At 35.6% G+C, this 20,604-nt stretch carries 23 protein-coding genes, 1 tRNA gene and 1 other RNA gene; 15 read left to right on the plus strand and 10 right to left on the minus strand.

The genetic code is table 11. The annotated features are described in order from the left end of the window. Positions 1-30: 30 nt before the first annotated feature. Positions 31-750 (minus strand): proteasome assembly chaperone family protein, encoded by a 720-nt coding sequence (locus QMD61_07115; protein ID MDI6724401.1) that lies wholly within the window; start codon positions 748-750, stop codon positions 31-33. Then, positions 751-1,188, minus strand: coding sequence for a PepSY domain-containing protein (locus QMD61_07120; protein ID MDI6724402.1), 438 nt, complete (start codon positions 1,186-1,188; stop codon positions 751-753). It abuts the gene before it with no gap. A gap of 330 nt (positions 1,189-1,518) precedes the next feature. On the opposite strand from QMD61_07120, the gene frhA reads away from it, so the two are divergent. The 6 genes from frhA to QMD61_07150 all read left to right on the plus strand — a co-directional run bounded on the left by frhA (position 1,519) and on the right by QMD61_07150 (position 6,236). Beyond that, positions 1,519-2,742 (plus strand): coenzyme F420 hydrogenase subunit alpha, encoded by a 1,224-nt coding sequence (gene frhA, locus QMD61_07125; protein ID MDI6724403.1) that lies wholly within the window; start codon positions 1,519-1,521, stop codon positions 2,740-2,742. A 13-nt stretch (positions 2,743-2,755) separates the two neighbouring features. Next, complete coding sequence (frhD, locus tag QMD61_07130) at positions 2,756-3,226, plus strand: coenzyme F420-reducing hydrogenase, FrhD protein (GenBank protein MDI6724404.1); 471 nt, start codon at positions 2,756-2,758, stop codon at positions 3,224-3,226. A gap of 3 nt (positions 3,227-3,229) precedes the next feature. Further along, positions 3,230-4,039, plus strand: a complete 810-nt coding sequence (frhG, locus tag QMD61_07135; protein MDI6724405.1) for a coenzyme F420 hydrogenase subunit gamma — start codon at positions 3,230-3,232, stop codon at positions 4,037-4,039. 11 nt (positions 4,040-4,050) lie between these two features. Then, positions 4,051-4,935: a coenzyme F420 hydrogenase subunit beta gene (frhB, locus tag QMD61_07140; GenBank protein MDI6724406.1), complete on the plus strand. Its 885-nt coding sequence runs from the start codon at positions 4,051-4,053 to the stop codon at positions 4,933-4,935. A gap of 94 nt (positions 4,936-5,029) precedes the next feature. Continuing rightward, positions 5,030-5,404 carry a tetratricopeptide repeat protein gene (locus tag QMD61_07145; GenBank protein MDI6724407.1) on the plus strand — a complete coding sequence of 125 codons (375 nt, stop codon included), beginning with the start codon at positions 5,030-5,032 and terminating at the stop codon, positions 5,402-5,404. 40 nt (positions 5,405-5,444) lie between these two features. Continuing rightward, positions 5,445-6,236, plus strand: a complete 792-nt coding sequence (locus QMD61_07150; GenBank protein MDI6724408.1) for a hypothetical protein — start codon at positions 5,445-5,447, stop codon at positions 6,234-6,236. Here the strand turns inward: QMD61_07150 and map are convergent, their stop codons facing one another. Next, positions 6,237-7,136, minus strand: coding sequence for a type II methionyl aminopeptidase (map, locus tag QMD61_07155; GenBank protein ID MDI6724409.1), 900 nt, complete (start codon positions 7,134-7,136; stop codon positions 6,237-6,239). It lies immediately after the preceding gene. Positions 7,137-7,435: 299 nt separating this feature from the next. Here map and QMD61_07160 point away from each other — a divergent pair, with 299 nt between their 5' ends. From QMD61_07160 to rnpB, 6 genes are all read left to right on the plus strand, one after another. Next, complete coding sequence (locus QMD61_07160) at positions 7,436-7,765, plus strand: hypothetical protein (protein MDI6724410.1); 330 nt, start codon at positions 7,436-7,438, stop codon at positions 7,763-7,765. Between the two features lie 226 nt (positions 7,766-7,991). Beyond that, on the plus strand, positions 7,992-8,414 hold the full coding sequence (locus QMD61_07165; GenBank protein MDI6724411.1) for a hypothetical protein: 423 nt from the start codon (positions 7,992-7,994) through the stop codon (positions 8,412-8,414). 15 nt (positions 8,415-8,429) lie between these two features. Beyond that, positions 8,430-8,975, plus strand: a complete 546-nt coding sequence (locus tag QMD61_07170; GenBank protein ID MDI6724412.1) for a hypothetical protein — start codon at positions 8,430-8,432, stop codon at positions 8,973-8,975. Positions 8,976-9,017: 42 nt separating this feature from the next. Next, positions 9,018-9,347: a DUF1622 domain-containing protein gene (locus QMD61_07175; protein MDI6724413.1), complete on the plus strand. Its 330-nt coding sequence runs from the start codon at positions 9,018-9,020 to the stop codon at positions 9,345-9,347. 150 nt (positions 9,348-9,497) lie between these two features. Next, positions 9,498-9,572, plus strand: a tRNA-Met gene (locus QMD61_07180). Between the two features lie 214 nt (positions 9,573-9,786). Then, positions 9,787-10,086, plus strand: an RNA gene (rnpB, locus tag QMD61_07185) — RNase P RNA component. A 114-nt stretch (positions 10,087-10,200) separates the two neighbouring features. Here the strand turns inward: rnpB and QMD61_07190 are convergent. After that, positions 10,201-10,476 carry a carboxymuconolactone decarboxylase family protein gene (locus tag QMD61_07190; protein ID MDI6724414.1) on the minus strand — a complete coding sequence of 92 codons (276 nt, stop codon included), beginning with the start codon at positions 10,474-10,476 and terminating at the stop codon, positions 10,201-10,203. Between the two features lie 693 nt (positions 10,477-11,169). Continuing rightward, positions 11,170-12,510: a PQQ-dependent sugar dehydrogenase gene (locus QMD61_07195; protein ID MDI6724415.1), complete on the minus strand. Its 1,341-nt coding sequence runs from the start codon at positions 12,508-12,510 to the stop codon at positions 11,170-11,172. A 584-nt stretch (positions 12,511-13,094) separates the two neighbouring features. On the opposite strand from QMD61_07195, the gene QMD61_07200 reads away from it, so the two are divergent. After that, positions 13,095-14,069: a TIGR03557 family F420-dependent LLM class oxidoreductase gene (locus QMD61_07200; protein ID MDI6724416.1), complete on the plus strand. Its 975-nt coding sequence runs from the start codon at positions 13,095-13,097 to the stop codon at positions 14,067-14,069. Between the two features lie 30 nt (positions 14,070-14,099). Here QMD61_07200 and QMD61_07205 read toward each other — a convergent pair whose 3' ends face one another. The 4 genes from QMD61_07205 to grpE form a co-directional block, all read right to left on the minus strand. Next, entirely contained in the window at positions 14,100-14,726 is a 627-nt protein-coding gene (locus QMD61_07205) for a VTT domain-containing protein (protein ID MDI6724417.1), read from the minus strand. Between the two features lie 127 nt (positions 14,727-14,853). Beyond that, positions 14,854-15,996 carry a molecular chaperone DnaJ gene (dnaJ, locus tag QMD61_07210; GenBank protein ID MDI6724418.1) on the minus strand — a complete coding sequence of 381 codons (1,143 nt, stop codon included), beginning with the start codon at positions 15,994-15,996 and terminating at the stop codon, positions 14,854-14,856. A 110-nt stretch (positions 15,997-16,106) separates the two neighbouring features. Further along, on the minus strand, positions 16,107-17,984 hold the full coding sequence (gene dnaK / locus QMD61_07215) for a molecular chaperone DnaK (protein ID MDI6724419.1): 1,878 nt from the start codon (positions 17,982-17,984) through the stop codon (positions 16,107-16,109). Between the two features lie 45 nt (positions 17,985-18,029). Further along, the gene (gene grpE / locus QMD61_07220; protein ID MDI6724420.1) at positions 18,030-18,545 is read right to left on the minus strand and encodes a nucleotide exchange factor GrpE; all 516 of its coding nucleotides are present in this window, start codon (positions 18,543-18,545) and stop codon (positions 18,030-18,032) included. A 151-nt stretch (positions 18,546-18,696) separates the two neighbouring features. Here grpE and QMD61_07225 point away from each other — a divergent pair, with 151 nt between their 5' ends. Further along, positions 18,697-19,125 (plus strand): ArsR family transcriptional regulator, encoded by a 429-nt coding sequence (locus QMD61_07225; GenBank protein ID MDI6724421.1) that lies wholly within the window; start codon positions 18,697-18,699, stop codon positions 19,123-19,125. Between the two features lie 298 nt (positions 19,126-19,423). After that, positions 19,424-19,735, plus strand: coding sequence for a hypothetical protein (locus tag QMD61_07230; protein ID MDI6724422.1), 312 nt, complete (start codon positions 19,424-19,426; stop codon positions 19,733-19,735). Between the two features lie 83 nt (positions 19,736-19,818). Here QMD61_07230 and QMD61_07235 read toward each other — a convergent pair. Further along, a partial coding sequence (locus QMD61_07235) for a carbamoyltransferase HypF (protein MDI6724423.1) occupies positions 19,819-20,604 on the minus strand: 786 nt, incomplete at its 5' end.

Raw genomic sequence — 20,604 nt, forward strand, 5'->3', positions numbered from 1 at the left:
TTTGAAAAAAATTGTAAGAAGAATCCCTTATTACATGTAAGCTGGGGATTCTGGTTCTCCTCGCACTGTTTGAGCCAGTTCTTTAAGCCTCGCCTCTATATCTTCAGCCTCTTTTATGAGGGGTTCTGCATTAACGTTTGTGCCTAACATTTTGTTTAGAGCATCTATTACGATAGCGGCTGCTCTTGGATCTGGATATGGGCTTAATACTTCTGCAAAGAGGCAGGATCCAGGTATGCCTTTTTGCATGCTTCTGGTAAGCAGGGTTCCTGATAATCCAGATATGTTTCCAAATGGTAATATTGGTATTTCTAGTTTACCAAGTCTTTCTAATGATTCATCGGAGTTTGCTGCTCCTGCAATTCCTGTAGTTTTTTCTCTTACAACTATGCTGTTTAATGTAATTATTTCCTTACTGTTATTTCTATCCATCCAATCTACTATGGCATTGGTCATGTCATAGGTCACTTCTGGTGGAACTATGAAATCTGAAAGGAACATTACTATTCCCTCAGTTGCATATATCCTGAATGGGTGGATTGCCTTCCCTTTATAAAGTACTGCAAGGGGAGGGAAATATTTGGAGTCTATATATCCTATTTCCTCCATATTAAGCTCTTCTACTAGAAGCCAGCCAATTATATTTCCTATTAAACCTAATTCAGGTGATCCTTCTAAAACTACTGCATCTTTAACATCTTTAGAAATTATTTTACAGCATTCAACTTCGGTTTCAACCATTTCAACCATCTATGGTGCACCTCCAGCACCTCCAATTACTTCACCTGTTTGTGCGTCTATCCAGATCTCTCCAGTTCTATCACCGGTTTTTTCATCTATAACTGGAACGACGTAAACTTGTTCTCCGTTCATTGTTGTTAGTTTTGGAGTGCCTGCTTTAACACCGGCTTGTTCAATAGAGTTTTGTGCTATTGATTTGGCTTTTGTTATTGATATTTTCACTTTATCGCCTCCAGCTCCATTTTGACCACTTACTGATGATGTTCCGTCTTGAACTCCGCTCTGAACTTGCTCGGACTGAGTATTCTGACTTTGATCAGTTGTGGTGTCCTGGGGAGTTGTAAATGACCATAAACTTGGAGAATTTGAAGTCATTTGAACACTTGCCGCTGCAATACCTATGATTAGTACAATGGCAACTGACAGTAGAATCTTTGTATTTACCATTAGCTCACCTCTTGTTGAATTTTTCTGGTTTTAAAAATTGGAGTTATTACTCAAATAATATTTACTAATATAGTTTCTTGGATTATATAGTTTTGTACATCTTCATATAATATTAAATTTATTGGCTATTATAATTTCTTTATTTTTGATTTAGAACTAAATAAAACCTTTATTTCATAAATGATTTTTTTGTAAAATAATTATAAAATACATTATCTGTTTTTAATAATATATACATTTTTCATTTTTTTTTTCAAAGAAAAGCTTATACTATTCTGTTAATAATGAAATAATGATGTTCATTAAATATAAAAACAAGAGGTGATACATTTGAGCGAAACTAAAGTAATTTCGCCAACATCACGGCAAGAAGGACACGCAGAATTGGTCATGGAAGTCGATGATGAAGGAATTGTAACTAAGGGGCGATACTTAAGTATTACTCCGGTTAGAGGGCTTGAAAAAATCGTTACCGGTAAAGCTCCGGAAACAGCACCAGTAATTTGCCAAAGAATTTGTGGAGTATGTCCTATACCTCACACCCTCGCTTCAGTAGAAGCTATGGATGATTCTTTAGGAATAGAGCCACCAAAAGCAGGAAAACAATTAAGAGAGCTAACTTTAATGGCTCACCATGTAAACAGTCATGCTATACACCACTTTTTAGTAGCACCTGACATTGTTCCAGAAGACTTAATGGTAACAGCCATAAACTCAGTCTCTGAAATAAGAAAGAATGCACAATATGTGGTTGATATGGTTGCTGGGGAAGGTATACACCCATCAGATATTAGAATTGGTGGAATGGCCAGAAACATAAGTGAATTAGCAAGAAAAAGGCTTTACACAAGATTAAAAGCACTTCAACCAAAAGTGGATGCACACGTAGAACTCATTGCAGGTCTAGTTTTAGACGCAGACTTCCCTGCAGGTTTAGGTGTTCACAACCAGCCAACCATAGCTTCTGATAATCTTTACGGTAACCGTGAATTCTTTGACCTTGACAGATTCACTGAAGTAATGCCTGAAAGATGGTATGATGACCCAGAAATCGGTAAAAAAGCATGTTCAACCATCCCATTATATGATGGTGTAAATGTAGAAGTAGGTCCAAGAGCAAGAGCCGTAGAATACCGAGGGTTTAAAGAAAAAGGTGTAGTTGCTCAGCACTTAGCAAGGGCTTTAGAGATGAAATCCGCTCTTTCAAGAGCAATAGCTATACTGGATGAACTTAACACATCAGCACCTGCTAACGTCGGTAACTTCGATGTTAGAGGTACCGGTAAACTTGGAATAGGTGCAATTGAAGGACCAAGAGGAATGGATGTTCACATGGCTCAGGTAGGTGAAAACGGTAAAACTGAATTCTACAGCGCTTTAGTCCCAACAACATGGAACATACCAACCATGGGACCAGCAACTGAAGGATTCCATCACGAATACGGGCCACACGTAATAAGAGCATACGACCCATGTCTATCCTGTGCAACCCACGTGATCGTAATAGATGACGACGACAGGAGCATCTTAAAAGAAGATATGGTCAGATTATAAAGGGAATATTAAAATGCCATACGATGCGGAGATTTTAATAGTTGGCTGCGGAAATGTCCTTTTCCAAGATGATGGATTTGGACCGGCAGTTATAAAGGCTTTACAGGATTATTTCAAAGATCATGAACTTCCAGAAAATACAATGCTTATAGATGCAGGAACCAGCGCACCACACTTCATCTTTTCTCTGCCACATGAATCATGGAAGAAACTCATAGTGGTGGATATAGTTGATTCAGGCGCTGAACCTGGAACAGTTCGAAGATTCGAGGTAACAGAGATTCCAAGGGGAACATATACAGATGCTCATTCATGGTCAGTAGAAGAACCTTTGCATGAGCTAAGTAAACAATGCGAAGTTTTCGTAGTTGGATGCCAACCAGAATCTGTCTCTGCCCCTGATGTGGTAATGGGTCTAACCAAGAGCGTTGAAGACGCTATTCCCAAGGCCATTAAAATAATTTTAAAAGAAATGGGAGATTAGCTCATGTTAGCCCGAATAAAAGATTTTTTAGGAATGGAAACAAAGCCAGAGGCAAAAAAGCCAGAAACAAAAGAAGTAGCTTCAGAAGAGGAGGTTGAAAAAGTGGCTGAAGAAAAACCGAAACCAAGGATAGGGTACATTCACTTAAGCGGATGTACTGGGGATGTTATGTCGCTAAGTGAAAACTACGACATTTTAGCACCTTTACTCACCGAAATGGTGGATATAGTTTACGGACAAACACTGGTAGACCGATGGGACATACCAGAAATGGATATAGCATTAATAGAAGGATCTGTCTGTTTACAGGACGAACATAGTATAAAAGAATTAAAAGAAGTTAGGGAAAAAGCAGGATTAGTTGTTGCATTTGGTTCATGTGCTGCAACAGGCTGTTTCACCAGATACTCCAGAGGTGGACAGCAAGCACAACCAGCTCACGAATCATTTGTACCAGTTGCTGATGTTGTAAAAGTGGATTTAGCAATGCCAGGATGCCCACCATCACCAGAAATAATTGCTAAAACTGTAGTTGCAGCAATAAATGGAGATATGGATTACTTACAACCAATGATGGATCTTGTAGGTTACACAGAAGCATGTGGATGCGATCTTCAATTAAAAGTCGTAAACCAGGCATTATGTATCGGATGTGGAACATGTGCAATGGCATGCCAGACACGTGCATTGGATATGACTGGCGGAAGACCAGAATTAAACAGTGACAGATGTGTAAAATGCGGTATTTGTTACACCCAGTGTCCAAGAAGCTGGTGGCCAATGGAAAGAATTAAAAAGGATACCGGATTATAGGAGGCTTGAAAATGGTATTAGGAACATATAAAGAAGCACTATCTGCAAGATCAACCGATAAACAGATCCAGAAGATTTCACAGGACGGAGGAATAGTAACAGCCCTTCTATCTTTTGCTCTTGATGAAAAAATTATTGACGGTGCAGTTGTAGCAGGACCTGGAAAAGACATGTGGAAACCGGTTCCACAAGTTGCAATGACTTCTGATGAAATTTTAGCTGCAGCAGGTACTAAATACACACTTTCCCCAAATGTATGGACATTGAAAGAAGCTGCAAGGCAATATGGTCTTGAAAAAATAGGAACAGTAGCTATTCCATGTCAAACCATGGGTATAAGAAAAATGCAGTCATATCCATTTGGTGTGAGATTTGTTGCAGACAAAATTGCACTTATACTAGGTATTTACTGTATGGAAAACTTCCCATTCGAATCCCTGAGAACATTCATCTCAGAGAAAATGGGAGTTAGCCCAGAACTGGTTGAAAAAATGGACATAGGTAAAGGTAAATTCTGGGTACACACAGCAGATGATACTTTAAGCATACCACTTAAAGAAACACATGGATACGAACAAAATGGATGTAATGTCTGCCTAGACTACGTTGCAGAGCTAGCAGACCTTTCAACAGGTTCTGTAGGTTCACCAGACGGCTGGTCAACAGTACTCACCAGAACAGATGCTGGTGACAGTTTATTCAAACAGGCTGTTGATGCAGGTCTAATTGAAACCAAACCAATGGCAGATGTAAAACCAGGTTTAGGTCTTCTCGAAAAACTCGCCAAAGAGAAGAAAGAGAAAAACCAGAAAACCATCGACGACAGGATAGCAATGGGACTGCCAGTTCCATACAAGGCAAGTACAGAAAAAGAAGACCCGCTAGCAAACTACTAGGTTCGATGTAGGATTAATTTCCTACAAATTTTTTATTTTTTAAAAAGTTAATATTTTTAAAATTATTTATTGATAAGTTTCATTGTTGATTAAAATGGATTTGATTACAGTTTTAGGGGCAATGGCCCTTGCTTATGGAGCAATGCTGGTGATTTATTATCGGTCACGTTCAACTGAAAAACACCAGAAGACATCAGATTTAATGTTAAAAGGAATAAGGAGTATGCGTCATGGTAATTTAGATAAAGCTTTGATTTATTTTAACAAAGCGTATGAATACTGTATGGAAACTGATAATATTGAAGAAACAGCAGAAGCTCTATACAACATTGGACTTATATATAAAGAAAAAGATGATATTGAAAATGCAATAAAATATCTGAAGTCTGCAGATGAAATATATTATCAATTAAGGGATAGGGATGGCAAACAAAAAGTAAAATCAGCTATAATATCCATAAGAAGTTAAAACTGAATTATTTTAATAACCGTTTAGAGGTTTAAAAGAAATGGAGTCTTTGGATCTAACTCCTGCTGAATCTTTAATAATTATTTCTCCTAAATCTTCTGGAAATGAAATGATAAAAATTACATTGATGGATCTTATTTTAAGAAGAGTTTTAAAGGTAAATATTGAAGAAAATGAATCTAAATTCTTAAAGGAAGATTATAAAGTTGTTATTATAAGTAAAGGAGATTTTTTCAGCACCAATCTTAAACCTCATGAAAAGATATTAAACGATTTAGTTTTGGATCATTCTCAATTGGAATTAAAAGAATTTACAAAAATGCTGCATAATAAAGTTAATTCTGTATTATATAAGGATAAATGCTTAAGAAATAATTTGGTGTGTAGAGGTTATCTTAAAAGACAGAGAAAGATGCTTCTTTCTTTAATTCCTCATACAAGCTATGTATTAACAAATAAAGGATTAGAAGTAAGAGATAAGATAGTGGAATTATTTGATGAAGCTAAATATCTTGAAAAATGGATAAAAGAAGATTTAGGAAGAGCAAAAGCCTATTTATCTGTTACTGGAACCCATATCCTTCTTTCAGATGTCTATAACTTAGAAGATATTAAAAAATTTAACAGAATACTGTCTCAGATCAAGCCGGAATCTAAAGTGAGTGATTATTATAGTTATTATTTATATGCAGTACCTCTTGGCTATCTGGATGAATACGGAAATTTGGATAGTCTCGATTTTTTGGATATATCTGTTCTGGATTATTTTGGTTTATTTGATGATTTTTATAGTGATTTTGATGCCGGATCAGGTGATGGAGGCGTGGAATAATTACTCGGTTATAACTTGGCAACCGTCGCTTTCTACAATTACAGTATGTTCAGATTGTGCTACAACCGCATTGCTCTTCTCTTTGAGCACATGATAAGGGTATATTGCCCTTGAGGAAATAAGCATTCTCATTGCATTGTTCAAATGGTGTTCGCTGAATTGTCCCTGAAGCCATCTTTGAGCAAAAGGAAGGTTTTTATAATTACTTTTAATTTTGTTTAGAGCTCTTTTTGCGTGTATCAATCTCATAGGCCGATCTCTCAGGAATCTGAATATATGAGCTTCATTCATATCTGTAACCCTTCCAATCCCATCAGTTGCAAAGGGTTCTATGGCTAAAATATCTCCTTCTTCCAGTTTATGGGGATTATTTTCCTTAATGTTTGGAACTGAAACGCCTGAATGAAGTATCCACCTATCCATGCTGTGACCGGTTAAATTTGAAACTGATTTAAATCCTTTATTATTAATGGTGTTTTCTATAGCTTCTCCAACTTTTCCAATTTCTACACCTGCTTTCACAGTACTAATTCCACTTTCAAGAGCCTCATAAGATGTATCTATCATTTTAAGATGATAATCATGGTTATCTGAGTCATCACCAATGAGCACGCTTATTGCAGTATCTGCAATATATCCCTCAACATGAGCCCCTAAATCAATTTTAACCAGATCTCCTGACTTTATAGTTTTTTCATCTCCGATAGGTGAAGTATAATGTGCAGTTATTTCATTTATTGAAACATTACATGGAAATGCTGGTTTTCCTCCAAGTTCTACTATTTTATTTTCAACAAATTCAACCAGCTCTATAATTTTTATATCTTCCTTAACGTAGTCTACAGCATCTTTCCTAACTTCTGAAACTATTTTTCCGGCTTTTTTGTACATATCAATCATATAATCACGTATAATTCTAATTTTTGAGTAATAAATTATGGGTTTGTATGTATTAGACAATTAATTATATATTTTTTTAATTTTAATATTGGCCCTTTATTTGTTAAAATTATTGTTCATTAAACTTAAATCTACTGAAAATGATAAAAGGGTCTCTTTGTGACCTAATCTATTTATATCTTCGTTAAATTAAGTTGTTTATATTTTGTGTTATATTATTAAGTTCAATTGATTATAGAATAATTAATATAATTAAACCTATAAATCAAATTAAGGAGTGGAGTTACTCTGGAAACTAATTGGATGGGGGGCCAATAATTCAAAATAAAATAAATAAAGACACTTTTTACATATCGGGATTTCCATTTTTGACTATTTTGCCAGGATTAGACATATTTAAGCTTTTTATAATAATTTTATCAGTCATATTTGTAGCATGGGGTATTTCTACTTTCAAAAAGAGAAGAAGCACCGCTAAAAAGGTTGATAGGAGAATTTCAAGCTTGAAAACGCAATTTAACAATATAAAAGAGGAATCATATAATAATAATGGAGGTAGTTGGATACAAAAAGAATTAAATGGAGATAGTAATGAATATGATGATCTAATGTCCTTAAAAAGGAAATAAAATTACATTATGGCTTTTAAGAAACATTTAGTTTAATTATGGGTAAAAATTTAAATTTAAATGGTTAAAAATTGTAAACAATAATTTATGTTTATTCTGGGATTATAACTTCAATTGATATATATTGGAGTTTCCATATACATTATTTAGAATTAATTAAAAGCCACTTTAAATGATTAAGCATAAATATATGCTTAAACAGATTAATAATAAAAAGGTGAAAATTATGGCTGATATTGCTACTCAAATTTCACAGAATATTGTTTTGATAATTATGGGCATTGTGGCAGCAATCGTTATCATAATTGTTGTTACTCAATGGAAAAGGGTCAGAGAAACTCAAAATAATGTGGCGCTTGTAGAAAAGCAGGTGGAGCTTAAAAAGATCTCTTTAGTTGAAAAAGACCTTGAATCTAAGCGCCTTCTGGAAAATGCTTTGCCATTACCAAAAGAACAGCAAGAAAGACTGGCAAGCATCAGAAGAGACACTTCAGAAATCATGAATAAAGTGGGATTCCTACACGGTGAATTAAGCGAAAGAATGGCGCGCCTTGAAGCTCAAGCAGAATACGGAAAACTCCAAAAATTGATGAAAGACCTTGAAAATAAAGAAAAAGAACTGGATAAAAAGATTGAAAAGGAAAGGTAAAGGAGGAAGTGAAATATGACCCCACTTGAGTTGTTTGCAATTCTGATTTTAGCAGGAGCAATTATTGTACTATTATATTATTACATTCAGGAAATGAATAGAACAGGTAGTGCAGGTTTCGATACCGTAAAATCAAGTGTTTCTAGTATGGGTAAAGGAGTTTCGGATGCAGGGACACGCTTTTCGGAAGGGATTTCCCAACAATACAGCAGCCGCAATGTTGAAGGGGAAGGTAGAATGTCAGGAGTAAGCGAAAGAGTATCTGAAATGGGGGAAAAGCTAAAAGGAAGAGTGAAGGATGTTCCTATAAGCACAGATGTTTTATCTGGTAGAATAGACGAATTCTTACATGAACAGAGTGATCAACTTATAAAAGATTGGGCACTGGCCACAAAATCAGACCTGAATGAACTCGAAAAAAGGTACAGTAAAGTATCTCGTGATGTAGATGACCTTGCTAAACGATTTGATGAATTCAGAGGACATGCAAATAAAAAATTTGATCACATTGAGGAAAGATTAAAGGCACTGGAGGAAGAAGAACCAGAAATATCTGAATAACTGTACATTTTAGTTTTTCATTTATAAATGTTGAATGATAAAATGGTCGAAGTTTTGGATATAATTAATATATTAGTTATTTTTCTTTCTTATTTTGGGGCAATAATTATTTTTTACGGTGGTATAAGAGCCGCAGTTAAGGTCCTTGCAATTGAGATTTTAAGTAGAGGAAATGATTATAGTAATATAAGGCGTGATTTTACCTATAAAATAGTGCTTGGATTAGAGTTTTTCATAGTTGCAGATCTTATAAAATCAGTTCTTGAACCCACATTTGATCAGTTAATCACTCTGGCAATAATTGTGGCCATAAGGACTGTTGTAGGATACTCTTTAACTCATGAAATTAAAGAATTAGAAAACAGGGATTAGTTATTAATAAAAGAATACTTTTCAGTCCAATTTTATTTAAAATCACATTCAAATAATTATTTTTTCAATATAAACTAAAATAAAAAATAATTCATTAAATTCAACTAAAAGAAACCTTTATATACTCCAAAGTACAAACCATGATACTACAGCGGGGTGGGGTAGTCTGGTGATCCCGCGGGGCTCATAACCCCGAGAGCCCTAGTTCAAATCTAGGCCCCGCTACTCATTATTATATTTTCTTAAATTCCTAAAAATTTCAATTGAGGTTTCCTTTATTCTTGGGACACAAATTTTAGAAAAATTTTAAAGTTATCATTGAAATAATAATTTTAAAGTGGGTGAAGCCCGCTTGTTTTTAATCAACCGCTCAAAAATTGAAAGATTTTTGGCGCCCTAAACACTTGTGTTTTTGGGCTTTTTATTAAAAAAGTTGGGGGTAAGCCGAAGAGCAGCTAACGGTTTATTGCTTTAATGCAATTTAAACTGAGGAAACTCCATCCATCATACAGAACCGCGGTGTCATGAGGCACATGTTTAGATGCATAACTCTGGAGCAGAAACGAAACGTCTTTTGATAGATGAAAATGATGCACAAGCTGAAGATATCAAAAGGAACGGTGAAACGGCCATTTCGCGGGATGCAAGGGCAAATGCTGTCGATGAATCCTGTATGAGGCAGAGGTAGCCCGCATAGATGAATGCTGCTGAAACAGAAGGTGGGTTACTCTCGGCATACCCCATCTTTAAAAAAAAGATGGGCCAAAATAAAATGCGCGTTCTAAAATAAAGCATACCTCAAAGAAATCTGATTATTGTCCAAAAAGAAATCCAAAAGCGAACTATTTTTATATTATCCTATTTTATCTTCATAAACCCTTAAAGACTTGGAAAGCGCTGCAGTTTCACTGATGGATGCACCAATTAAAATTGCAAGCAATATTTCTTCTTCTTTAGCTCCAAATTCAGTGGCAACTTCGATATGGGTGTTAAGACAATGTTCTGACCCTGCAGCAACTGCAGCTCCTATTGATATAAATTCCTTTGTTAGAATTGGTAAAGTATCATTTTTCATTAGTTTTTCAACTTTATCAAAATAAGCCTTTAATAGTTCTGGATTTTTGGATATGACCTCAAAAAATTATTTATTTTTTGTGGCCCTCGAAAAATTGTTTTCGGGCGTGTGAAAATTTCAATTTTCGCGGCCACAAAACTGAATGTTTTGTGAGCATATAAAATCAAAGATTTTCTAATGTTCAGAAAATACGTAGTATTTTCATCAATTTGAATTATTTTAGGTACAAATCCAAAAAATCCCCAATTTTAGTTAATATCCATGTAACATCTACATCTTCTCGCATTAAATCATCCCAGATTTCATTAACTTACTTTAAATTCAATACAGCTATTAATATAATAGATTTTTTAAATTACATATATTTATTATTAAGCCATTTTTCAATTTAAATCATTAAAAAATTAATCAAAAATTAAATGAAATTAAATAAGTAATTTATTTATTTTAAATTTTCACTTGCAACATTTTTTTCTGTCGCTGCTCCTTTTTCACAGTAAAAAAGCTATTTAATCGATATTCAATTTCGTTTGGGCAATGGGGGCACAAACATCCTCTTTTTTGAAGATCACATCCTGAACTTCCTATTGAACAAAAAAGTCGTTCATTGTTTTTTCCCATGCATTCATTATATACGGGACATTGCGGGCAACGGCATCTTTCCGCGTTTTCTTTTGTATCTGGAACAATAAGATTTATTTCAGCCAAATAATCACCTTAATCGCGTTTATTGGCATTAAAATTATATTACTTTTTAGCAGCACCTTCAGCACAGTAATAGAACTCTGTTAATCCATAATCTCCCTGAATTGGGCATTGGCCACATAAACAACCCATTTTCTCAAGTTCACATTCAGTTTTTCCTTGAGAGCAGAAAAGGCGCTGATTTCTATTTCGCATGCATTCGTTACGAGTTGGACATCCAGGACAGAGACATCTGCCCGCATTTTCCTTAGTATATGGGACAATTATCTCTCCTTCTGCTTTTATTATGGAACTTACACGGAATATATTTCCGCTTGCAGCACGCATCTGGCCATTTTTTTCGCCATGCAGATCGGTAAAGTATAATCCTCCAGGACCAAAAGCTAAACCGCAGGGGCTTGCAGCATGTTCTCCCGTATATCTTACAAATATATCGAATGATTTAATTGCTGAACCATCTTCATTTAATTTCATTTTTACTATTTTTTTTCCTTTTATAGCTGGCCCAGTTTCATATGAACCTCCGAAAAAGGCAACAAAAAGCTCATCTTCAAATTCATATGGGAATTCTCCATTCTGCATAAAATCAAGAGCAGTTATGCCCTGGCTTAAATTAGACCAGAATAATGAATTCTGGCGCATGTTCATGGGCCAGCCGTAGTTTTTGCCAGCTTCCACTTTAGCAATTCGATCATCATAGGCGGGTCCGTTATCAGTTATATATAGTGATTTATCACTTTTACGCCATCTGGCGCCGAAAGGATTCCTGAAACCTTTAGCAAAAATAGGACTATCGGGATCTGGATTATCTTCAGGAATAGAGCCATCTAAATTTATTCTTAAAACTTTACCTCGAAGTTCATTATCATCCTGAGCTACTTCGGGATTTACCATCCCTTCCCCAAGGTTCACATACAATTTGCCGTCAAATCCTATGGTAATGGCCTGCATCTGGTGTGCAGCTTTAATTGAAGGTATATCTTCAAGTATGGTCTCCATTGAGTCCATTTTCAGGCCATCTTTACTTTTAAGCCTTACTAATTTATTTTTTACATCTTCATTATCTTCATAGATCATTGAAACAAATATGTCGCCGCTTTCAGGCTCAACACAGATTCCAGTTAATCCAGATTCTCCTGTACCTGGGAATTCATAGTTAGGCTCATAATTTAGAAGATTTTCAGCGTATGTATGTACTTTCCAGTCATTGGTAATTACTTTAACTTTTCCATATAATTCTGTGACATATAAAAGGGGGTCATCATGGTTTTCAGTTGGTTCCGGGACAAATGCAAGGTTTACAGGTAATTCTAATCCAGTAACCATTTTTTCTATCTTAAACCGGGGAAATGTCCACCATATTTTATCAATTTCTTCATTCATAAACCATCACCATTAATACTTTATATTATATTATTAATAATATATAAAAATAGATTCCACACTCTATTGATCCAATATCGCTCCTTGGATATTTGATCATGAAATCAAAAAAATTCATTAAGATGAAAGTTTTAGGGGATTGAAGAAAAATCAAAAGATTTTTCTGAACTTTGGAAATCTAAGTCTGCAAAAACTAGGTTTTTTGCGCTATCGAAACTTTTAGTTTCGATGCATCAAACATGAAATGTTTGAATGCCCAAAAAATCATAGTTAGCAAATATTCGATTTGTGCTATCGAAAGCAAACTTTCGATGTACCAAACACTTCGTGTTTGATTGCTCCAAAAATTTATAAAATTTTTGAGAGATTTTTGAGAGATTTCCAATGTTTGCAAATCTAGATTTGCAACCGTAAAAAATCATAGATTTTTTACATGCTCACAAAACTGGAAGTTTTGTGGCCGCGAAAATGAAATTTTCGCATGCCGGTGGAAACTATGTTTCCGCGCTCCCAAATGCATTGCATTCGGAGGCCCGAACATTCGTGTTCGGCGGCCCCAAATCAAAGATTTGGAGGTATCAATTATGGTAGAAATTGGTTTTAAGCTTGCAAGCGAGTTATTTGGACCTCAAGAACTAATAAGTTACGCTAAACATGCTGAAGAAGCAGGGTTTGACTTTGCAGCAATATCTGATCATTATCATCCTTGGTTAAGCCAGCAGGGTAACAGTCCATTTGTCTGGAGTACCCTTGGAGCCATATCGCAGGTAACGGAGGATTTAAATTTAATGACAGGAGTAACATGCCCGACAATCAGGCAACATCCAGCTTTAGTGGCTCAAGCTGTGGCTACAGTAGCAACAATGATGCCGGGAAGGTTTATCTTAGGAGTAGGTTCTGGTGAAAACTTAAATGAACATATATATGGAGATCACTGGCCATCAGCACCTATACGGATTGAAATGCTTGCAGAAGCAGTAGATGTTATCAGAACTCTCTGGCAGGGAGGGATGCAGGATTATAATGGATATTATTATCACGTTGAAAATGCACAGATATATACTCTCCCTGAAGAGCTTCCACCTATATACATGGCTGCAGACGGGCCAATAGCGGCTACTACTGCAGCAAATAACGGAGATGGGCTGATTGTAAGTGGTGGGAAGAAAGAAATTTTAGATATATTTAATCAGACTGGAGGAAAAGGTAAACCCTCATATTCTGAAACTTCACTTAGCTGGGCAGAAACTGATGAAAAAGCAGTGGACATGGTATATAAATACTGGCCTTTAATGGCCATTAAGGGAAATATAAGCTGGGATATTCCCACACAAACGCATTTTGAAGAACTGGCAAAGAATGTTAAAAAAGAAGATATACCAGAAAAGATACCTTGCAGTTCTGATCCACAAGTACATATTGATAAGATAAAGTCAAATATTGATGCAGGGTTTGATAAGGTATGTATTCAGCAGATAGGTAATAATCAGCATGAATTCATTGATTTCTATAAAGAGGAGGTACTTCCAGAATTCCAGTCCGGGCAAAAACGATTATAAGAAGTTTGGTGAAGCTCTTAATTTTAATGGTTAGCTTTTTAATTTCAAAATAGTCATTGTAATGGTGGGTAAAATAACTGCTCCGGCAAATGCCAGTAAAAAGGAATTAATGTGTGCAGAATAATCCCCAATAGCAGCATATACTAATGAAATGCCTAAATTTGACAGTAAAATTAATAAAATAAACCGGTTCAGGGGCATACCTCCAATACCTGCAACAATAACTGAAGCTTCAGCTAAAACAGGAACAGCCCGTGATATAATAATAATCCAGTCACCATATTTTTTTTGAAGTTTTTCAAGCTTTGAAAGTTCTTTAGGGCCTACTAATCGCTCTGAAATAGGGGTTCCAAATTTTTTACCTAACCAGTAGCCAATAATGCAGCTAACTGTCATTCCAGCTAATGAAATCAGAGTTCCTGAAATAAAACCTAAAAAATAACCTCCAGCTGTACTTACCACACTTGATGGAACGGGAGCTAAAATATCAATGGATAAAAGCCCTCCAATAGCTATTCCAACTAATAATTTAGGTGGAGAAGAATTAAAAAAGTAATCAATCCAGGTTTCTACAGAGTCATTAAAAAGGAAAAAGGGTATTAAAATTATCAGCAGAATTACAATAGCTAATAATGCCCATTTAAATCTGCTTTTCATCATGATACTCCCTTAAAAATGAGAATCATATCTTATTTATAGGAATCATAATTTAAATAATTTAAGTAATAAAAATCTTTAATAAATAAAGTAAAAAAAAGAAGTTTATAAAGCTTAAAAAGTAGGGTCAGTGTTTAATAGCGTCTTTAACTTTATCAAAGAAACCCTTATCTTCAACATAGATTTCTTTTCCGCTTATATCTGCAAATTCCTTTAAAAGTTCTTTTTGCTTGGGACTTAATTTTTTAGGTATTATTACCTTGGCTTTGACATAAAGGTTACCTTTACCGTTCCAGCGTAAATGAGGCATTCCTTTACCTTTTATACGGAAAGATGTGCCTGGTTGAGTCCCTTGAGGGATTTTAAGACTTACAATTTCTTCACCAAGGGTTGGGACATCTATTTCATCACCAAGTGACGCCTGCACAAAGCTTATTGGCATTTCATAAACCAGATCTGCCCCATGACGTTCAAATAATTTGTGAGGTTTAATTGTAATTAAAACGTAGAGATCTCCAGGAGGTCCTCCTCTTTTACCCACGTCTCCTTCTCCAGGTACTCTAAGGCGGGACCCATCCTCTACACCTGGCGGAACTTTAATATGGATTGTGCTTTTTTCTCTTACAATTCCAGTTCCGCGGCATTCATGACAGGGGTTTTCAATAATTACTCCTTCTCCTCTACACTGAGAACATGGAGCTATATTAACAAATTGACCAAAAGGAGTTCGATTAACCTGCTGTACCTGTCCTGTACCTCCGCAACGCTCACATTGGTGGGTATTTGATCCCGGTTCTGCCTTTGACCCTTCGCAGGTGGGGCAAACTTTTTTATGGAATACCTCTATGTCTTTTTCAAGTCCAAAAGCGGCATCTTCTAGGGTTATGGTGAGATCATGATAAACATCAGCTCCGCGTTCGGTGCGGCTTCTTCTTCGACCTCCACCAAAACCAAACATGTCGAATATATCTCCGAAATCAAATCCAAAGCCTCTAAATATATCATCAAAGTTTACATTTCTGAATATATCTTCGTTAGAGTATCCACCCATTCCTGCATGTCCGAACTGGTCATATGTATTTCTCTTCTCTTCATCTGAAAGAACAGCATAAGCTTCGCTTATTTCTTTGAATTTTTCAGCAGATTCTGGATCGTCATTTACATCAGGGTGATATTTCATTGCTAATTTACGATAAGCCTTTTTAATCTCTTTTTTATCTGCGCCTCGTTCTACTCCAAGGACTTCATAGTAATCGCGCTTTTCTGCCATTTAATCGTACCCTCACTTTAAATCAAAAATTAGATTAAATAAAAAGTAATAATGTGTAGAGGAGGTTCCCCTACAATTTGTGTTTATTTTATAATAGGAGTTTTTGCTATTTATTTTTTAACTTCATAGTCTGCATCTATGGTGTCATCATTGTTGGCTTGTTGGCTTCCCTGAGCACCCTGTGCATTTTGCTCTGCTTGCTGTTGAGCTTGTTGGGCTTGCTGAGCTTCCTGGTAGATTTTAGCACCAACTTCCTGAACAACTTTGGTCAGTTCTTCGGTTTTAGATTTAATTGCAGCTACATCATCGCCGCCAACTAACTCTCTGAGTTCTTTAACCAGGGCTTCTATCTTTTCTTTTTGATCTTTATCTACTTTATCGCCAAGCTCTTCAAGAGTTTTTTCAGAGGTGTAAATCATTGAATCAGCTTCATTCCTGATTTGAATTTCTTCCTGTCTCTTTTTATCTTCTTCAGCGTGCATTTCAGCTTCCCTGATTTTCTGGTCGATTTCTTCCTGTGATAATTTAGTTGAAGCAGTTATTGTAATTGCTTGCTCTTTTCCAGTTCCCATATCTTTAGCTGAAACATTCATGATACCATTTGCGTCAATATCGAATGTAACTTCAATTTGAGGGATTCCCCTTGGCGCTGGTGGTATTCCCACTAACTGGAACCTTCCAAGGGTGGTGTTATCATGTGCCATTGGCCTTTCACCCTGCAATACATGAATATCTACAGAGGTTTGGTTATCTGCTGCTGTTGAAAATATCTGGCTCTTTTTGGTCGGGATTGTAGTATTTCTCTCGATTAGTTTGGTAAATACACTACCAAGGGTTTCTATTCCGAGAGATAATGGTGTAACGTCGAGTAATACCAGGTCTTTAATTTCTCCAGCCAGTACTCCTCCCTGGATTGCAGCACCCATAGCTACACATTCCATAGGGTCTATTCCTCTCTCAATTGGTTTACCAATGAAGTTTTCAACGAATTTCTGTACTACGGGCATTCTTGTTGGGCCACCGACTAATATAATCTTGTCAATATCGGATTTAGTCATTTTAGCGTCAGATAACGCCTGTTCCATTGGTCCACTGCATCTTTTTATAATTGGGTCAACCAGTTCTTCGAGTTTAGCCCTTGTTAGGGTCGTTGTTAAGTGTTTAGGTCCTTCTGCAGTTGCAGTTATGAATGGGAGATTTATGTCGGTTGTTAAGGTAGTCGAAAGTTCTATTTTTGCTTTTTCTGCAGCCTCTCGAAGTCTCTGGACGGCCTGATCATCAACCATGAGATCTACGCCAGTATCTTTTTTGAATTCGCTTGCAAGGTAGTTCATGATAGCGTTATCCATGTCAGTTCCGCCCAGTTTAGTATCTCCACTGGTAGATTTTACTTCAAATACGCCTCCACCAAATTCCATGATGGTTACATCAAGTGTTCCACCACCGAAATCAAAAACCATGATTTCTAATTCTTCTTCCTCTTCTTTATCAATACCATAAGCAAGACTTGCTGCGGTTGGTTCGTTTACGAGCCTTACGACTTCTAATCCCGCAATTGTACCTGCATCTTTTGTAGCGGTCCTCTGATTATCGTTAAAGTATGCTGGAACTGTAATTACGGCTTTATGTACTTCTTCTCCAAGGAAAGCTTCAGCATCTTTCTTAATTTTTTGTAAAATAAAAGCTGAGATTTCCTGGGGGCTGTACTGTTTTCCCATTACATTTACTTTGTAATCTGTTCCCATACTTCTTTTTATGGCACTTATGGTGTTTTCAGGGTTGGTTACTGCCTGTCTCCTCGCTGGTTCTCCAACTAACCTTTGTCCGTCAGGAGTAAATGCAACATAACTTGGAAATGCTTTACCATATTGTGTAGCTCCTTCTGCACTTGGTATGATGGTAGGTTTTCCACCAACCAGTACTGCTGCTGCGGAGTTACTTGTTCCAAGATCTATACCTATGATTTTTTCTTTTTTATTATTAGCCATTGATATCACCTTGTTTTACTATTATCATATAAATATAAGTTATTTTTATTTTTTACAGACTTTTACCATTGCATATTTAATTACTTTATCATTAAGGGTGTATCCCTTTGCGAGTTCTTCTGTAATTACTCCACTTTCGTAGTCTTCATGGTTTTCAGTCATTAAAGCTTCATGCTTGAAGGGATCGAATTTTTCTCCTTCTGCAGGGATTTCAGAAAGCCCTTGCTTTTCAAGTAAATCTTTAAGGTTTTTATATATTAATTCAACGCCTTCTCTGACGTTTTCACTTTTTTCGTCTGATTTAAGTGCTCTTTCAAGGTCTTCATAGATGTCTATTATTTTAAGAATTAAACCTTCATTAGCATATTTTATGTGTTCGCTCATGCTTTTTTCAGTTCTTTTCTTGTAATTTTCAAAATCAGCCTGAAGGCGCTGTATTTGAGAGTAATAATCATCAATTTTCTGATCTTTTTCCTCAATCTGCTTTTTTAGATCCTCAATTGATTCTTCCTTCTCTTTCAGATCGTTTTTTAAGGTTTTCAGCTCATCTTTATCAGTCATTAATTCACCTTTTGAAGTGATAAAAACAATAGTAATCTTTAATAGGTTATAGTAACAAAAGGTTATATAAATCTTTCGCACTAAACTAATATGATCAAAACTAGAATTGGTGAAAATCACTTTTGTCAATCATTTAATATAAAGGGATAACATGGATCTGGAAGCAATACTTGATGTTATGGGGTGTAAAACAAGGAGAGATATTTTAAATCTTTTAACAGAAGAACCCCGCTTTGTCAGTGAGATTTCTAAAGAGCTTGAAATCGGACAGAAAGCAATTATTGAGCATCTTAGAGCAATGGAAGAGCTTGGAATGCTCACATCATCCTTCAAAAAGATAGAAAGGGGTAGGCCCCGTAAATATTACGGAATAACTCAGGATATAGAGATTAAGATATTTATAGGTCCTGATTCTATTAAGATGAATGTAATAGGTGAAGAATTTTCTGAACTTCGTGCAGTTGAAGAGAAATTGCAGATGGGTCAAGAGGGAGCTGTTGATGAGCTCAAATTATTAATTGAAAAATATGATAGGGCTAAAAAATATGCTGAAAGTCTATTAAACCGAATAGAAGGTTAATAAACATATTTACCTATTTTTATCTGAAATTTTTAAGTTATATGGTATTCAAAAGGTTATGGGTATTTTATAAATATTGTATAATACTTATTTTTTAAATATTAGTAACTTATTTATAATCTAAGTTACAAATAAAAAGACTAACTAAAATTAATATTTAATTATTTTAAGAGGGCACATTGCTCATAATAATTAAATATCAATACTAATACTTTTTATTCTTCTTCTAACATTAATTGTGCCTTTAAGAATATTTTAGGTTGATATTAAAGATTAAATGGCTGAGGTGAAATAATGAATGAAGAAGAAAGAAAGAATGATGGAAGAAAAAAGAAGAAGAATGACTCAAGAGACTTCTGAAGAACGAAGAATGGAAACCGATGTATTAGAAGAAGAAAGGAAAAGGGAAGTTTGGACTGAAGCAGATAAAGTTACAACAAGCTTAAATGTTGAAAAAGAATATGAAAGGGGCAGAACGCCAAGGGTAGATTCTGATTTACCTACATTTAAAGGCGAAATACATGTAAATGAAGGATTGGAAGGCCGAGGTAAAAATCTACTTGGTGATAAACAATCCGGAGGATATTCCTGGACAAAGGGAAATGAATAAGTCCTAAAGAAATGTCAAGAAGAATAGGAAAAGGACAGTAAAAAACAAGATAAATACTCTTTTTTTATTTTTATTTAAATAACTTAACTTGATTTACAGTGCATAGCTGCTATTGCGGCCTGTCCAAGAGATACAGAACCATCTCCAGCACATGAATTGGTGTGCTGGATAAATTCAAAACCATTTTCTAATACAACATCTTTTATTGTTTTACTGATGGCTTCATTATAAAATACCCCGCCTGAACCTCCTATAATGTTAACTCCAGTTTTATCTGCAGCTTTTATTCCCAATTCTGCAAGTCCTGAGGCAACAGCATATTGAGCAGAACATGCAATGTCCTTTATGGACTTTCCTGCTTCTTTATTTTCTAAAACTGAAATCAGGATTGATGATGTATCTACCACATCCATACCTCTGTAATTTTTAATTTTAACTGGAATGTCTATCTTATTTTGCCCAGAATATGCTATGGATTCGAGTTTCATTGCACATTCTCCTTCATAAGTCCTTTCTCCACATATTCCAAGTAAGGCTGAAATAGCATCAAGAACACGACCAGTACTTGTAGTTTCAGCAACATTAAATCCTCTTTCAAGCTGTTTTAATACTAAATCCACTTCTTTTTCACCATGTTTAAAATAATGGACATATTCCTTTTTCATGAGATCTTTAAGCTCTTCATGGCTGTAATGTTCATACAACATGGATATAACCATCCTTATCGGATATTTTGTGGTTAGATCACCTCCAGCCATCATTTGGGGCATTAAACAGCCTATTCTTTTGTATTTATCACGGGTTGAGTGTAATATTTCTCCGCCCCACGCTGTTCCATCATCACCGTATCCTACCCCGTCTGCAGCGAT

This window comes from Methanobacterium sp., from assembly GCA_030017655.1.
Lineage (GTDB): Archaea > Methanobacteriota > Methanobacteria > Methanobacteriales > Methanobacteriaceae > Methanobacterium_D.

What these genes read in the sequence shown, in the direction of transcription:
- QMD61_07115 (MDI6724401.1), bottom strand. Translation starts at nt 750, where the DNA reads ATGGTTGAAATGGTTGAAACCGAAGTTGAATGCTGTAAAATAATTTCT.
- QMD61_07120 (MDI6724402.1), bottom strand. Translation starts at nt 1,188, where the DNA reads ATGGTAAATACAAAGATTCTACTGTCAGTTGCCATTGTACTAATCATA.
- frhD (MDI6724404.1), top strand. Translation starts at nt 2,756, where the DNA reads ATGCCATACGATGCGGAGATTTTAATAGTTGGCTGCGGAAATGTCCTT.
- frhG (MDI6724405.1), top strand. Translation starts at nt 3,230, where the DNA reads ATGTTAGCCCGAATAAAAGATTTTTTAGGAATGGAAACAAAGCCAGAG.
- frhB (MDI6724406.1), top strand. Translation starts at nt 4,051, where the DNA reads ATGGTATTAGGAACATATAAAGAAGCACTATCTGCAAGATCAACCGAT.
- QMD61_07145 (MDI6724407.1), top strand. Translation starts at nt 5,030, where the DNA reads ATGGATTTGATTACAGTTTTAGGGGCAATGGCCCTTGCTTATGGAGCA.
- QMD61_07150 (MDI6724408.1), top strand. Translation starts at nt 5,445, where the DNA reads ATGGAGTCTTTGGATCTAACTCCTGCTGAATCTTTAATAATTATTTCT.
- map (MDI6724409.1), bottom strand. Translation starts at nt 7,136, where the DNA reads ATGATTGATATGTACAAAAAAGCCGGAAAAATAGTTTCAGAAGTTAGG.
- QMD61_07165 (MDI6724411.1), top strand. Translation starts at nt 7,992, where the DNA reads ATGGCTGATATTGCTACTCAAATTTCACAGAATATTGTTTTGATAATT.
- QMD61_07170 (MDI6724412.1), top strand. Translation starts at nt 8,430, where the DNA reads ATGACCCCACTTGAGTTGTTTGCAATTCTGATTTTAGCAGGAGCAATT.
- QMD61_07175 (MDI6724413.1), top strand. Translation starts at nt 9,018, where the DNA reads ATGGTCGAAGTTTTGGATATAATTAATATATTAGTTATTTTTCTTTCT.
- QMD61_07195 (MDI6724415.1), bottom strand. Translation starts at nt 12,510, where the DNA reads ATGAATGAAGAAATTGATAAAATATGGTGGACATTTCCCCGGTTTAAG.
- QMD61_07200 (MDI6724416.1), top strand. Translation starts at nt 13,095, where the DNA reads ATGGTAGAAATTGGTTTTAAGCTTGCAAGCGAGTTATTTGGACCTCAA.
- QMD61_07205 (MDI6724417.1), bottom strand. Translation starts at nt 14,726, where the DNA reads ATGAAAAGCAGATTTAAATGGGCATTATTAGCTATTGTAATTCTGCTG.
- dnaJ (MDI6724418.1), bottom strand. Translation starts at nt 15,996, where the DNA reads ATGGCAGAAAAGCGCGATTACTATGAAGTCCTTGGAGTAGAACGAGGC.
- dnaK (MDI6724419.1), bottom strand. Translation starts at nt 17,984, where the DNA reads ATGGCTAATAATAAAAAAGAAAAAATCATAGGTATAGATCTTGGAACA.
- grpE (MDI6724420.1), bottom strand. Translation starts at nt 18,545, where the DNA reads ATGACTGATAAAGATGAGCTGAAAACCTTAAAAAACGATCTGAAAGAG.
- QMD61_07225 (MDI6724421.1), top strand. Translation starts at nt 18,697, where the DNA reads ATGGATCTGGAAGCAATACTTGATGTTATGGGGTGTAAAACAAGGAGA.
- QMD61_07230 (MDI6724422.1), top strand. Translation starts at nt 19,424, where the DNA reads ATGAAGAAGAAAGAAAGAATGATGGAAGAAAAAAGAAGAAGAATGACT.